Consider the following 14,225-nt stretch of genomic DNA (forward strand, 5'->3'; position numbering starts at 1 on the left):
TCCCCGTTGCACCTTTTTGCCGCTGGAATGCTCCGACGGCGTCAGTCCCATATAAGCCCACAGATCCCGGGGCTTTCGAAAACGCTTCATATCCCCCAACTCCGCCGCCAGCATCACCGCTATCCGATCCGATACGCCTTTAAAACCCCGGTATATCTCCACAAGATGGGCCGACTCCCATTGGGCGGCATGGGTTTGAATCGCCTCTTCGATTTGCTCCACTCTCCTCTGGCGCTCAATAGCTGTCTCCAAATACTCTATCTTGGTCGTCTCAAGATAGCCGTCCCCCATGTTCAGATCCCGGACCCATTGCGCGTAGGCCCCGGACCACCGCGTCTTCATGGGATAAACATATCCATGGCGGAGCAGGAAAGCCTTGAGCCGTTGCTTGACGCGCTTGGCATCATCCACCGCGTCTTCCCGGCAACGCACCATGTCCCGCATGGACTCGTTTATTTCGGAAGGGACGTGCACCTCCGTCAAATCTCCGGAACGATGCAGCCTGGCCAGATTCCGGGCGTCCCGAGAGTCCGTCTTAATACGATCTCCGGACTTTTTGGGAATCAGGGACGGCGCCGCTACCATGCAGGGAAATCCTTTGGACCGGATGTAACGGGCCAGCCAGTATCCGCATGGCCCCGCCTCATACACGAACCGAAGATCTCTCCCTTGGGAAGACAGCTTACGCAGCATTTTATCCACCACCGCCGTGTTGTTAGACCATGTTCCAAACATGTCAACCTCTCCGCTTGCCCCTTCCGCCGTTGCTGCGACGATGCTTTCTTTGTGGACATCCATTCCGACATACAGTACCTTGTTCATGACCCCTCCTTGATGTGGCTCTGAGTGATTGAAAACTACACGCTTCCAATTACTTAACCCACGGTTTCAAGGAGCGGGTCAACCCCATTGGCCTGAATCGCCGCCCGTATTACCCATAATATCTACGATGTCGGAGCGCCCAGGGATGAGGAATGTTTGACGGCCGTATTTTTATTCGAATGGAGGATGAGGCGGAGGTATGCACTCCCACGTGCAACATGGGATCGAGAATAAAGGATGCCGTTTGAGGCGTCATGGGGACGAAAGACATTTTTGGCGTTGGGAAAGAGATTTGGTCGCGCCTTTTGTGCTTTGCACCCAGGCAGCAAACTGCGCTGCCTGGGCCACCCAAAGAATAAGGTTGCCGCTTCGCGTCGTTTTTTGGATAGGTGCGGCAACCTGCGCTGCCTGGGGCGCCCAAAAAACGGCGTCGTGAACAAGCTTCCCCACCTATAAAACATCCATGCATTAAGGACCGGTTCAAGTCAGAACATCATAGATGAGTTCAAGCGTTTCCTGCGCTTTGTCAAAAATTTTCTCAGCCTCGTGTTCAGGATAAAGATAAGCGCAGCCTTCCATGTGAGGAACAGTATCAACAAGCCATACGGCCCAGGATTTAGGAATGCTATCCTCATCAGACAATCGAGCCTTGAGGCTTCCAAGGACGTCGCACATGGCCGAATACTTGTCGGCGTCTAACCCCTTGCCCATTCTTAAAGGGAGAAGGAAATCCAAGACGGTTTTTTCCAGTTCCTTTTCCACTTGGCGCAATTCCCATATCTCAGATATTAATCCAACACCGCGCCTTTGGCGGCGGAGGACACCAGCTTGACGTACCGGCGCATGTATCCCGGCGGGATTTCCCTTTGCACGGGCTTCCAGTTGGCGCGCCTTTTTTCAAGCTCTTCCTTGGAGACAAGAAGATCCAGCTTGCGGGCCGGAATATCTATGGATATTTCATCCCCATTTTCCACCATGGCTATAGGGCCTCCCGCCGCTGCTTCCGGCGATACATGTCCGATGCACGGGCCTGACGTGGCGCCGGAAAAGCGCCCGTCCGTGATGAGCGCCACCTGCTTGTATCCGGCCATGTCCAAGCCCATGGTGACGGCCAGGGTTTCGGGCATGCCCGGCCCTCCCTTGGGGCCCTCGTTGCGGATGACCACCACGTCCCCTTCCCGGATCGTTTCTTCGCGCACGGCTTTCAGGGCGTCGTGCTCGGACTCGAAGACCCGGGCCTTGCCGGTGAACACCCGCATGGATTCGATGACGGCGGATTGTTTGATCACCGATCCTTCGGGCGCCAGGGAGCCGAAAAGGGCCGCCGTGCCGCCTTCCGCCAGATAGGGGTTGTCCTTGGGCCGGATGACCGCGGCGTCCTTGACCGTAGCAAAGGCCAGGACGTCTTTCAAGGGGCCGCCGGCAACGGTCATGGCCTCCGTATTCAGATCCTCTTCCAGCATTTTCATGACGCCCTGAACCCCTCCTGCCATGTGCAGATCGATGATTCCATGGGGGCCGTTGGGGGCGATGCTGGTGAGGGTGGGGATTTTCGCGCTGTATTCGTTAAAGGTTTCCAGGGGAAGCTCCAACTCCATAGCCCGGGCCAGGGCGGGCAGATGCAGGGTGGAGTTGGTGGAGCCGCCGATGGCCAAATCCACCATCACGGCGTTCAACAGGGATTTTTGGTTCAGCACCTGCCGGGCGTTGACGCCTTCCTCCACCAGGGAGACGATGCGCATGCCGGTTTTTCGGGCGAAGGTCAGTTTTTCGGACAAAAAGGCCGGGACGTTGGAAGAGCCGGGCAGGGTCATGCCCAGAGCCTCGGCGATGCACTGGAAGGTGTTGGCCGTGCCCATGACTTCGCACGAGCCGCAGGTGGCGGCCGTGGCGCAGGACATCTTGGCTTCCAGGCCGTCGTAGGACTGATGGTTGACGCTGCCGTTCATTTGAGGCGTGTGGCGGATGCTCCAGGAGTTGGGGCCGCCGGTCAGAAAAATTGAAGGCAAGTCCAGCCTAGCCGCGGCCATGAGCATGCCGGGGATGATTTTGTCGCACCCGGCGATGAAAACAATGCCGTCGTAACGCATGCTGCGCACATGGGTTTCGATCATGTCCGCGATCAAATCCCTCTGGGCCAGGACATAGCGCATGCCTTCATGGCCCTCGGTGATGCCGTCGCAGGGCGCGGGCACGTTAAACTCAAAGGGCAGGCCGCCGGCCGCGTGCACCCCTTCCTTGACCCGCAGGGCCAGGTTCTGCAAATGCATGTGACCGGGATTGATGTCGGTCTGGGAGCTCGCCACGGCGATGAGGGGCTTTTGCCCGGCCTCCTCCATGTCGGTTCCGGTGCCCTGGAAGATGGTTTTACGAACAATGCTGATGGGAAAGTCGCTGTCATCGAAAATGGAATGGCTTTGGGGCTTTTTCATGGCGGACCTCCTGATTTATGTTATTGGCGTCAAATATATCGTTGAGTCCTATGCTGATAAAGCCGCCGCTGCTAATAATTTATAATGACAGGCGGCCGCAGCAGAGCAGTACCGCGCCGGGCGCGGAGGGCGCTTGGTTCGACCTGGATGTAATCAAATATTCACAAAGTTGGATGAACTGACGCCCTTTCCAACGCCAACGCCTCGTTCCCATGCTTTGCGTGGGAATGCATACATAAGCATCTGAAATCAATTAGACTTCAAAGGAAGAAAACCCTTCCGAAATCCACGAGGCGCCTTTGTCGAACAACGCCATCCGCCCGCCGACCAACCCTGGTCTCGACAATCTTCCCCAGGCCGCGCCTTTTGTTGCTAAGGCAACCCAGGCAATACATTACATTGCCTGGGCCACCCGAAAAAACGGGCGGGGCAAGCCCCGCGCCCTACACCATTGTTGGCCGTCCCCGTTATCCCGCGCCGTGGATGGCGCCAACGTCTTTCCGGCAATGTAGTGCAGGCCCCCGTGTCTGCCATGGGCGCCCACCGGGGCCGCCGCTGCATGGTTATGGAATCACCCTACAGGCCGCAATCAGGCAAACACGTCAATCCATTCCAGCCAGGGCATTTTTTCCTCGGGCGGGCCGCCCTCTTTTTTCAGCTTATGGGTCAGATGGGCCAGGACCGTGTCCACCTGCCTGAGGTATCGCCATTTTTCGTCCAGGGACAGGCAAAAATCGTCCCAATGGGTCCAGTAGATCTGCTTGGGATTCACGTATCCGGCGGTTTCCGCGTACCATTTGTCCCAGTAATCGGCCTTGTGGAGATCCAGCCCGCCTACGCCCAAAAAGGCCACGTCCGCCTCGCATCCTTTTAAGGAGCCTTCCACCCAGTTGGCGCTGCCCTGGTTGAAAAAGGTTCCGGCCGGATGGGTGAAATGCAGGGCGTGCACCTGGCCTTCGGCCCAGGCGCTGCTTCTGGCCGGCGGCCGCAGGGGCGCCGTGATTTTTCGTCCCGGCCTTAAGAGCAAACGCAGGATAAAGGGAAAGGCCAGATGAATTCCCGGGATGAACCGGACTGAAAAATCGCCGATCTCCACGGGCTTTTTGGGGTCCACCACGCAGATCTGGCTTTCGGGCAGCCCCCCGCCCCGGCAGACGTTGGCCACGGACTCGCACCCGTAAACCACGGCGCCGGTGGCTTTGGCCACGTGGGCCAGGTCCAGGGCGTGATCAAAATGGGCGTGTGTGATCAGGATAGCGTCGGCTTGATCCACCTGGGCGTCGTTCAGGGCCTTTTCTATACGCTTTGGATTGGGCTGGATTTTCTTCAGAAAAACGGTTTTGGCGTCCACCCGGGTGAAATACGGGTCCACCAGGATGGTGGATTTACCATCCTTGAGAACAAGGCAATTGGTTCCGCGAAAACTGGCCTTAACCTGGGGCTTTTCAATGTCAGACATGGGTTTCCTCGCTTTCTTGAAGGGCGAGCCTCGCCTGATGCTCTTTGCGGGTTAAGAGAACCATCAGGGCGGGCGCCAGGACAAAATCCGCCAGCAAGGCCAGCAGGATGATCATTGCCGTGAAAATGCCGAACTGGATGGATGTGCTCAAACTGGCCGCCAAAAGCACCAAAAAGCCGGAGCACAAGACAAGAGACGTGATGAGCAAGGCCCGGCCGGTTCCCAGCAAGGTGCACCGCACCGCCTTTTCCGGGTCCATCCCGCTGTCGAAATATCGCCTGAAGTTATACATGAAGTGCATGGTGTCGTCCACCACAAGGCCTATGGCGATGCTTCCGATCATGAGCGTGTTGAGGTTGAGCATCACCCCGGAGTGGGCGATCACGCCCATCACCAGCACAATGGGCAGCAGGTTGGGGAACATGGAAACCACCCCGGTTTTGACGTGCCCCACCAGCCAAATCATCATGAAGGTGATAACCACAAAGGCGATGGCGTAGCTTTTGGTCATGCTTCGCAAGGCGGCCGGGATGGTCTTTGCCATGAGCGCTGTCTCGCCCGTAACCGTTAATTGGACGGAATCCTCGTCAAAGACCTCGTGGTATACGCGCCAGATTTCCTGAATAAAGGCCTCATAAACCACCGAGTCCTCCCACGGCGCCTTAAAAGTGACCCTGGCCTTGGAAAAGCGTGTATCCGTGACTTTTTCCAGGTCGTCCGCTCCGCTGTTTTCAAACAACAACAACTCCTGGGCGATGGCCTGCCGGGAATCGGGAATGGAATAATAGGCCGGATCGTTTTCGTGCAAAGCCTGATTGATCTCCCGCACCACGTCCAGGATGGAGATGATCTTGCCCACGTGCAGGCCCTTTAGCTCAAAAGGCTCCATACGCCGGCAAAAGGCCTGGAGCTTGTCCATGTTTACGGGTTCGTACAAGGCTTCGGCTTGACCAAAGTCCACCACGGCTTCCAGGGTCAACACGCCGTCCAGGCGCTGGTCCAGGTCCAGAATGTGATGCTTCGCCTCCGTGCTGTCAGGCAGGTACTCCACAATGTTGTCCGAAAATACCAGGTCATGGAGAAAACTGGCTGAAACCGCCATCAAAGCCATGCTTACGATGACGACGAGCCAGGGTCGAGCCGTGGAGATTTTAGCGAAAAAGAGCAAAAAACGGTCCATGAGCATGGTCTGGCGGCTCTGGGCTTTGGCCGCACGAATAGGAAAAACGGCCAGCATGGCCGGCAGCATGGTCAGGGTGAAGGTCAGGGCCAGCATCACGCCGATGGCTGCAAAGACGCCCAGTTCCGCCAGGGCCGTGAGTTCGGCCATGGAAAAGGACAGCAGTCCGGCTGCGGTGGTCATGCTGGTCATGACAATGGCAAGGCCCGAATGGCCCAGGGAGTAAGCGATGGCGTCCTCCTGGCTGGCCCCCTCGTTCAGCCTGCGGTAGAAAATCGCCAGGATGTGCACCGAATCGGCCACGCCCACGGCCACCAGAAACGCCGGGATGATGGACGCCGTCAGTTTGAACGGAACCCCGAAAACAGGAAACAAGCCCATGGTGCAGACCAAAGCGGCCCACACGATGAAGGAGGGATAAAACACCCCGGAAACCCGTCTAAAAATCAGCACCAGAAAGAGCATGCTGGACATCATGGCCAGCATCATGCACAACCGGGTGTCGTCCATGACCGCCTTGTTGAAAACAACCGCAATGGCAGGCCCGCCCGAATAGACCAGGTCGAAATCCCTGGTTTCATGCCGGGCGACGATCTCCTTGACCGCCTTATCCACTTGCAGGTTTTCTTCGTTGGAAAAATAACGCAGTTCAGGCTTTTCCCCGGACTCCTGCGCCGCCCCGGAGTCAAACGCATCAAAGGCGTCTTCCGAATCCGCGGAAAAGCCCTCGTCAAAAACATCGAAGGCGTCGTCGCCCTTGGCGGCGCCTTCCGCCACCACCGCTTCCGTCTCGATGACGATGGCGGCGGTTTTCAAATCCCTGGATATCACATGATTGATGTACAGAGGATTTTGCTGGACCCGCTTTTTCAAGGCCGCGAAATCCCCGGGGCTTTCCGGCCATTCCTCGGTCAGATCCTCCACGATTAACTCATCGGCCTCTCCCCGGGTGTTGCGAACGTTGATGAGGCTCGTAACCTCCTTGACGTAGGGAACGTTTTCCTCCAAATCCTCGGTGAGGCTGCGGAGCTTTTCAAAAAATTCCGGGGAAAACACCTCCCCGCCCCGGGCGCCGATGATCACCACTTCGGAGCGCCCGAACTGATCCCGAAACTCGTTAAAGTCCATCCGGTCCGGATCGTTTTTATGCAGCAGGGCTTCGGCCGATGTGTCTACGGTGATGCGCGGGATCTGCAAGGCCAACAAGGCGATAAAAGCAAAAATGACCGCCAGGGTCATTTTTGCGTGTTTATAAAAAAAATGCCCGCTTTGCTCAAAAGCCCGTTCAATGCGCGCCTTTGCGTTCGCCATGAATTCTCTTTTCTGTATTTTCTCCACCGCTGGTAAAATCCAAGGCCGTTGTTGTTGCGGCGGCGTACGGAGACATTTAGGTTAATGAAAAAATGCAACGAAAGGTGGAGGAATGTTAACATAAACCCGGCGCTCTAACAAGGAGTTCCAAGACGCTTTGCGTCAAAAATGCGGCCTATGGCATCAGAACCGGTTGCCCCTCACCAATGAACCTGCAGACGTTTCTTGATAGCGATCATCAGTTTCGGGGGCGCATTATTTGTATTTTTTGATAAATTAACTTTAATATGCCGTCAAAAAGAGCTATGGTGGGTAATGCACCTGTATTTGCAATGACTATTTCAGCCCGCCGAACTTAAAGATGTTGCATTCAAGAAGGAGAATTAAATGGAAACCGTCGCTGATCTGCCCCCTGCTTTGGACGCCAGGACGTCTATTAGAGGCGCCAAGGAACACTATTGCGAAAATTGCGGAAACCTTATTCCATCCAAATTACCAAACTGCCCCCACTGCCATGCTAAGCAAAAATCCGGCTTGGACAAGCCGTCCCTGATTCTTATCACCTTGTTCTTTGGGGTGCTTGGAGGGCACAAGTTTTATCTGAAAAGATATGGCATGGGAATTTTTTACTTTCTGTTCTCATGGACCGGCCTGACCTTTATCGGCATGATAATTGAGTTAATTATCTATGCAGCAACCGACGCGGAAAAGCTCCGGGAAAAGCATCCGGAAGTCAATAACCTGGCCCCGGTCATTGTCATACCTGTGGTCGGCTATGCTGTTTTCATGATAGGCATTTTGGCGGCCATCGCCGTTCCAAACTTTATTTCGTATCGGATGAAGGCTTACGACAAGGCGGCGCAAACTGCGGCGCATTCCGCATATTATGCGTCCCAGGCCTACTTTGCGGAAAAGCCCGAGGGAGCGGCCTCCGTGGACAATCTTATTCAATATGGATATTCACCAACAGCGGGAGTTAAACTCGTAATCGACCCGAATACTTATGAAGAATTGATGATCAGGGCTTACCATTCCAATGGCAAGACAATGTACACCATAGACGCCTACGGCCAGCAATCGATGATGGAGAAGCCCAGAGGGTATGCATTGCCGGAATAGCGGAAAAAATCCGGACCTGAACCCCATAAACCATGGCCGCGCGATCCAGGATCGCCGGGCGCGCCTTTCAGGAGCGGCGAAAGTATATCGGCCCGGCGGCAGGTCCTGATGCACAGCATTTTCAGGCCCGGATTTTTCCATTGTGAATAAGGACGATCCCAGGGGCCGGGGAGACGTGCTTACGGCCCCCCAAGCCGCCCTTATTCGTGGTCCAACAGTTGCTTCTGCTCCAACAAGAGACTCTTTAATCGATCCAGGTTGCCCGGATTGCTTTGCATGGGAATGCCCATCCAATCGCAGTATTCCAGGAACTCCTCCGGCTTTTCCGTCATGTATTCGTCCATGAATCCAATGCCGTCCAGGACGATGGCCCCGCCTGAATGCCGGGGAAAATTCTCATTGGCCAGAGCCTGATCCCAGCCGTCAAAAACCTGATGCCGAAACTTGACCCAGCCGGGCGTCATCCACCAGACCAGCTCTCCGCCGGCCAGTTCGTCCGTGATTTGGGCGCGTTCCTCCTCGCCGGCTATCATGTCCATGCAGTGGGTGGCCTGAATTCTTTTCACGCCGTCGCCCAGGCTTTCGATGATGTTCTGCATGGTCTTGGTTGGCTCGTCCGCGTTCACGTAGCAAAACTTGCCGCCGTAGACCACAATGACCTTGTCCGTCTTCTCCTTGGCCTTGGCGACCTGGTTGCGCAACTGCTTCTCCAGTTCCTGCACGTTTTGATGAAGCCCGGGCTTGGTGAAGTACAAATATTCCGTATCCAGAAAGCCTTCCTCCTGCAAGCGCTTGAGCTCCGGGCTCAGGGTGCCGCAGGCCACGATGGCTATGCCTTTAAATGAATCGCTCATTATCAAATCTCCTTTCGGGAGTTGCTCTCAGGCTGCCTTTATGTTCGGGCCGGCGCTCGATCGCCGGAAAAGAGCGCCGGCCCTTTTAATGGGGAGGAGATTGGAGGTAACGCCGAGTTCCCCATGTACAGCCCTTATGTTTCGCCTGTGCCAGTTCGGCTATAAGGCGCGTACGGCTTCCGCCAGGTCCTCCAGGTCCTTGGCGTCCGGATGCCCTGCGGCTGCGGGGGCGTCGCCGATCCACGGAGGCGGCTCGGGTTTCGCCTTGACCTTTTCCAGGACCTTGGGGTTGACCTCGCCCTGGCAGGAATAGGTCCCTGCAACCGCAGCCCCTTTAAGCAGGGATTTAGCGTATTCCATGGCCCCGTTGGCGTGAGCCGACCCTTTGGCCGCGCCGTGGGTGGCGAAAAGGAACACCCTGGCGCCTTCAGGCAGGCTTGCCAGATACTCCTGGGACTTGGGGTCGGGCTTGCCCGCCTGGAGCCAGAAACCCACGCCGATCAAATCGTAGTCGCCGGCCTCGGGCGCCTGGGCCAGGGGGAATATGTCTTTTTCTCCGTCAAGATTCTCAAACACAGTTTTGGCCAGTTTTTCCGTATTGCCGGATTGGCTTGAGTAAACCACTAATGATTTCATTGTTCTTCCTTTCCGTCCTTATGCCAGCCCAGGGGGAGTTGCTTAAAGCGGCCGCCGTAGATGATAGGGTCGCCCTTATAGCCCAGGGCCTTGAAGTTGATGTAATCGGTCTTTTCCACCAGATCCAGGGTGTCGCGGCCTCTGGCGGCCATGGTCTTGAAGTCGACTCCCTTGTACGAAAGGGCCTTGAAGTCCACATCCCGTTTGTCCTGGTGGCACCGATCGCACGAGCGCTCCTGAGTCAGGCTTTCGTGGCACTGCACGCAGGAGAGCGCCATTTCCTTGGGCGTGACTTCGTGATTGAGGGACCAATACATCTTGGTTTCCTCCCACTCGTACTCGCCGGAGTACTCGATGCCCGTCGCTTCCGCACCGATTTTAAAGGCCTGGTCCCAGTCCACGTTCTTCCAATATCCCTTGGGGCCGAACAGGTTGGGCGTTAAAAGCGTCCTGTTGTTCTTGTCCGCTGGCTGTTTGCCTGCCATGATCTTGAAAGGCGCAATGCGCGACTTGGCGTCCTTGATTCCGCCCACGGGCTGGGTGATTTCCGTCACGCCGTCGTCGTCGATTTTATCGCCGATCAAGTAGCGCTCCACGGTGCCGTTGTACCAGGCGTAGGTTGGCTGGACGCTTTCGTCCCAAAGGAACTCGCCTTTTTTCCAGAAGTAGTCGGGCATGCCGTATTTGTCTTTGTGCACCTCGCGTTTTTTGTCCCCGGCCTTGGACCAGTCCCACCATGTTTTGGTGGGCTTGCACTTGGCGTAAACCGGGCTGTGACAGGTCATGCAGGCGATGTGCTCGCCGTGGCGGTTCAGGTGATGATCCAAAAGATTGTTGCCGTGGTGAGGCTGGCTGGTATGGCAATCCTCGCAGCTTCGGGCGCCTTCGGCCACGGGCAGGGACAGGGAGCGTCCGGAAATCTTATGATTCCGGGTTTTGTGGCAGTCGTGGCACTGGAAGTCCAAGTCGCCCATGTGCACGTCGCATTTCCGGGTCGGATAATACAGGATGGCGTTCATGTCTCCGTGTTTGACCGCGTCGCCGCCCCCGCCCTGGAAGTGGCAGTCTCCGCATGTCTTGCGTGAAGGCTTGCCCACATGTTCCGCGATCTCGACAAGATCCAGTTGCGGATAAGGCATGCCTGCATCCGTGGGAACCTTGGCGTAGGTGTCCGTGGTATCGTGGCAGATCAGGCAGTCAATATGGCTTTTGTCCGTAAAGTCAAAGGTCTCGTCTTTCCAGCCGTATCCTGCATGGCAGCTTGTGCACCGGGGCCAGTTGGAAGGCAGGGCGATGCAGAAGTTGTTGATGGTATTGGTGGCCTTGCCCGAGTCCACGCGCTTCTCGCCGTCCACGGTGTAAGGGGACGGGCCTTTCCACAGCCAATGGGCGCTTTTGAGCATGTCTTCGCCCTGGTCTTCGTGGCAGCGCAGGCATTCGGTGGTCACCTGGGTGGGGCTGGGGTTCTTGGGCAGCTTGACCAGCTTGGAGTGGTCCGGGACGTTCTTGCCATGGCAGTCGGTGCAGCCCATGGGGCCTTTTTCCTGCTCTTCGTGGCAAGTCATGCACTGCCTGTGATACGCGGCCTTCAGGCCCGGACGTTCGGGGAATTCCGGGTTGAAAGCCTCCTGATGGCAGGCCGAGCACTTGGCTGTCTCGGACGCGCCGGGTTCGTCCGCGCTGGCGTGATGGCACTTGAGGCAGTCGCCGGTTACGTTGGCGTGCTTCTTGTGCATAAACCGCACGGGCTCGTACATGTCCTGGTCTTTGTTCACGATGGGACTGTTCAGCACCACGTAGGCGTAGTCCTGGTCATTCAGCGTGGGAGCGTTCTCGCCCAGGCGCTGCTTGCGCTCCCAGGCGGTTTCGTCCTTGACCTTTTTTACAAAAGGAGGGACTTCCTTGGCCCGCTCCATGGCCGCGACCTGTGCGGCCGGAGACCAGGGGGTTCCGTCAGGATTGACCTTCTCCGGCGGTTTGGGCGGAGAAGGAACCTTTTTAGGCGCCTTTTCCGGGGCCGCAGCAAAAGCCTGGGAAAGCGTGCTCCCGGCGTCGTAGTTTATGAAAAACAAGCCTCCTGCAATCAGGATCAGGGAGGCGGAAATAATCAACAGGGGTTTAAATAGAGTCCGCATGGCATCAAGCCTCCTTTCTCCGGGCGCTAAGAACAGGCAGGAAGGTCACCGCCAGCCTGTACAAGAACATGATGGTCGCAACCAGGCCGACGGTCACCAGAATTTCTCCGATTGCCGGATAGTAGGAGTGTTGTGCAAAGGGCGGCTGATACCCCACGATAAACACGTTGATGCGGTTTAAAACCACGCCGCCGACCACCATGGCCGCCGCTGTAAACAGCAGCCCCGGAGTCTTTCTGACCTTGGGAATCCAGAGCATGCACCAGGGGATGATGACGCCCAGGAGCATTTCCGTCATAAAGGCGAAAGACTGGGCCGATCCGTCCCACAGGTAGACGTAGGTCCCGCGGACCAGCATGTCGCCGATCTTGAGGCCGCCGTAAATTCCCAACAGCAGCAGGGTGATTCGGGTGAGGGGTCCTAATACGTCCATTTCGCGATCCAGCTTGAGGGACGACGTGGCGATGATGGTTTCCACAACCACCATGGGATAGCCAAGGGATATGGCCGAGGTGAGAAAAAGCAGGGGAAGGATGGGCGTGTACCATAAAGGATGCAGCTTGGTGGGCGCGATGAGCATGAGGGACCCCAGGCCCGATTGATGCATGCAGGAAAGAACGACTCCCAGGATGATGAAAACCCACATGAGCTTGTTGATAATCTTGTCCAGGGAATCCACCATGGGAAACCTGCCGCGAAAACGCTCCGCAACAATGGGGAAAAACTCGATGTACAGCACCGTGAGGTAGATCATGACGCACATGGCCACCTCGAACAGCACGGAATTGGGCTGCCAGAAAATCGCCGGCTTCCAGATGGCCCAGGAGCGCCCGATATCCACGAACAAGCCCACGGCCACAAAGGTATAGCCCAGCATGGCGGTCAGCAAGGCCGGCCTCGTGACCGCCTCGTAATGATGCCTGCCGAAAATATGCGCCAGGGCTGCGGTGGTGAATCCGCCGGCGGCCAGAGCCACGCCGCTGGCCACGTCAACGCCGATCCACAGGCCCCAGGGATAGATGTCGGTCAAATTGGTTACGAAACCCAGCCCCTTGATGTACCGGGCCAGGATAAAAGGCGCCGCGGCCGCCATAAAGGCCAGCATCACAAATACCCCGGGCGTCCAGAACGGGGAGTTTATGGGTCTTGGTTGTGCGTGATTACTCATTGTCCGCCCCCCTTTCCTCCGAAATATCCTCACCGGTCATCTGCCTTCGGTTGAAAACCCACATGCCTCCGGCCAGGGCGGCGAACAAGGTGATGGGCGCCCACAGGAACTTGAACATGGTGTGCTGAATGGTCTCGGGCAGGGTGGGCAATGGCTTTTTGGGCAATGTAAGAAAGCCCAGCTTTTCAAAAGGATGCTCGCTGATGTACATCCAGCTGGCGCCGCCCACCTCCTCTTCGCCGTAAACCTTGTTGATGTAGCGGCCGGGATCCTTCTTGATTTTATCCTTGGCCAGGGCCAGCACCGTGTCGCGCTTGCCGAAGGTGATTGCCTCCACCGGGCATACGCTGGCGCAGCCGGGCTTGCCGCCCTCTTTACTGATGCGCTCAAAGCAGTAGGTGCATTTGCGGACCTCGGGGGTGAAGGGCTGGTCGTATTCGTATGCGGGAATGCCGAAGGGGCACGCCACCATGCAGTAGCGGCAGCCGATGCATTTACTCTTGTCGTAAATGACCGCCCCGTTTTCCTGCTTGGTCAGGGCGCCCACAATGCACGCGGACACGCAGGCGGGATCCTGGCAATGCATGCATTGGATTTTTGCGTAGGCGGGGATCAGACGATTTTGCTCGTCTTTCTTCCCCGGATAGTAGCGGTTGACCACCGTAAAGGCGTTTTGGTCCGGCCTGCGCTTGCAGTCCAGAACCCGGGAATCGTCAAAGGCGACTTTCGGCTCGGGCAGATGGTTCACCTCATTGCAGGCCTGTTCGCATTTTCTGCAGCCCACGCACTGGGTCAAGTCCACCAGGCACCCGAATGGGTCAGCCGGCGCCCTGCTGCGGGATTCCGCCTTTGCCGTTCCCGCCTTTGCCGACACTGCTCCTCCCACAGCGACCGCAGACGTTTTCATAAAAAACCGGCGCGAAATGTTCACTCCAACCTCCTTCTCTCTTCAACTCGGCGTGTTTACAGGTTCAGCTCATTGCGTCCGAAGCGCCATTGCCCCGAACATACGTTTCAAATATTTGTTTCATAATCTCATATAACAAACATTTAGATCCATTTTATTTATTGGGCGGGGCGAACAGTGCCGGCTGTCCGCCCCTTGCCCG

Annotated in this window: 11 protein-coding genes; 1 reads left to right on the top strand and 10 read right to left on the bottom strand. The window is 56.7% G+C overall.

Going from position 1 to position 14,225, the window contains the following annotated elements:
• The 5 genes from G491_RS0117050 to G491_RS31260 all read right to left on the bottom strand — a co-directional run.
• A partial coding sequence (locus tag G491_RS0117050) for an IS110 family RNA-guided transposase (RefSeq protein ID WP_028315451.1) occupies positions 1-822 on the bottom strand: 822 nt, incomplete at its 3' end.
• Between the two features lie 480 nt (positions 823-1,302).
• Positions 1,303-1,584 carry a hypothetical protein gene (locus tag G491_RS0117055; RefSeq protein ID WP_157468360.1) on the bottom strand — a complete coding sequence of 94 codons (282 nt, stop codon included), beginning with the start codon at positions 1,582-1,584 and terminating at the stop codon, positions 1,303-1,305.
• A gap of 26 nt (positions 1,585-1,610) precedes the next feature.
• Positions 1,611-3,254: a dihydroxy-acid dehydratase gene (ilvD, locus tag G491_RS0117060; protein WP_051327337.1), complete on the bottom strand. Its 1,644-nt coding sequence runs from the start codon at positions 3,252-3,254 to the stop codon at positions 1,611-1,613.
• A gap of 589 nt (positions 3,255-3,843) precedes the next feature.
• The gene (locus G491_RS31255; RefSeq protein WP_051327338.1) at positions 3,844-4,713 is read right to left on the bottom strand and encodes an MBL fold metallo-hydrolase; all 870 of its coding nucleotides are present in this window, start codon (positions 4,711-4,713) and stop codon (positions 3,844-3,846) included.
• Positions 4,706-7,204: an efflux RND transporter permease subunit gene (locus G491_RS31260; protein WP_051327339.1), complete on the bottom strand. Its 2,499-nt coding sequence runs from the start codon at positions 7,202-7,204 to the stop codon at positions 4,706-4,708. The genes G491_RS31255 and G491_RS31260 overlap by 8 nt, the downstream gene beginning before the upstream one ends.
• 387 nt (positions 7,205-7,591) lie before the next feature.
• On the opposite strand from G491_RS31260, the gene G491_RS31265 reads away from it, so the two are divergent.
• Entirely contained in the window at positions 7,592-8,323 is a 732-nt protein-coding gene (locus G491_RS31265) for a TM2 domain-containing protein (protein ID WP_035219266.1), read from the top strand.
• 200 nt (positions 8,324-8,523) lie between these two features.
• On the opposite strand, the gene G491_RS0117085 is transcribed toward G491_RS31265, so the two are convergent.
• The 5 genes from G491_RS0117085 to G491_RS0117105 form a co-directional block, all read right to left on the bottom strand.
• Positions 8,524-9,177: a DUF1638 domain-containing protein gene (locus G491_RS0117085; RefSeq protein ID WP_028315454.1), complete on the bottom strand. Its 654-nt coding sequence runs from the start codon at positions 9,175-9,177 to the stop codon at positions 8,524-8,526.
• A 159-nt stretch (positions 9,178-9,336) separates the two neighbouring features.
• Positions 9,337-9,813 carry a flavodoxin family protein gene (locus G491_RS31270; RefSeq protein ID WP_035219267.1) on the bottom strand — a complete coding sequence of 159 codons (477 nt, stop codon included), beginning with the start codon at positions 9,811-9,813 and terminating at the stop codon, positions 9,337-9,339.
• On the bottom strand, positions 9,810-11,948 hold the full coding sequence (locus G491_RS0117095) for a tetrathionate reductase family octaheme c-type cytochrome (protein ID WP_248635426.1): 2,139 nt from the start codon (positions 11,946-11,948) through the stop codon (positions 9,810-9,812). Before G491_RS0117095 ends, G491_RS31270 begins: the two co-directional genes overlap by 4 nt.
• Positions 11,949-11,952: 4 nt before the next feature.
• A complete protein-coding gene (nrfD, locus tag G491_RS0117100) occupies positions 11,953-13,116 on the bottom strand; it encodes an NrfD/PsrC family molybdoenzyme membrane anchor subunit (protein WP_028315456.1) in 1,164 nt (387 codons plus the stop codon).
• Entirely contained in the window at positions 13,109-14,047 is a 939-nt protein-coding gene (locus G491_RS0117105) for a 4Fe-4S dicluster domain-containing protein (RefSeq protein ID WP_028315457.1), read from the bottom strand. The genes nrfD and G491_RS0117105 overlap by 8 nt, the downstream gene beginning before the upstream one ends.
• Positions 14,048-14,225: the final 178 nt, after the last annotated feature.

It is taken from the genome of Desulfatibacillum aliphaticivorans DSM 15576 (assembly GCF_000429905.1).
Classification (GTDB): Bacteria; Desulfobacterota; Desulfobacteria; order Desulfobacterales; family Desulfatibacillaceae; genus Desulfatibacillum; species Desulfatibacillum aliphaticivorans.

Coding starts and splice junctions, on each gene's coding strand:
- ilvD (WP_051327337.1), bottom strand. CDS start 3,254: ATGAAAAAGCCCCAAAGCCATTCCATTTTCGATGACAGCGACTTTCCC.
- G491_RS31255 (WP_051327338.1), bottom strand. CDS start 4,713: ATGTCTGACATTGAAAAGCCCCAGGTTAAGGCCAGTTTTCGCGGAACC.
- G491_RS31260 (WP_051327339.1), bottom strand. CDS start 7,204: ATGGCGAACGCAAAGGCGCGCATTGAACGGGCTTTTGAGCAAAGCGGG.
- G491_RS31265 (WP_035219266.1), top strand. CDS start 7,592: ATGGAAACCGTCGCTGATCTGCCCCCTGCTTTGGACGCCAGGACGTCT.
- G491_RS0117085 (WP_028315454.1), bottom strand. CDS start 9,177: ATGAGCGATTCATTTAAAGGCATAGCCATCGTGGCCTGCGGCACCCTG.
- G491_RS31270 (WP_035219267.1), bottom strand. CDS start 9,813: ATGAAATCATTAGTGGTTTACTCAAGCCAATCCGGCAATACGGAAAAA.
- G491_RS0117095 (WP_248635426.1), bottom strand. CDS start 11,948: ATGCGGACTCTATTTAAACCCCTGTTGATTATTTCCGCCTCCCTGATC.
- nrfD (WP_028315456.1), bottom strand. CDS start 13,116: ATGAGTAATCACGCACAACCAAGACCCATAAACTCCCCGTTCTGGACG.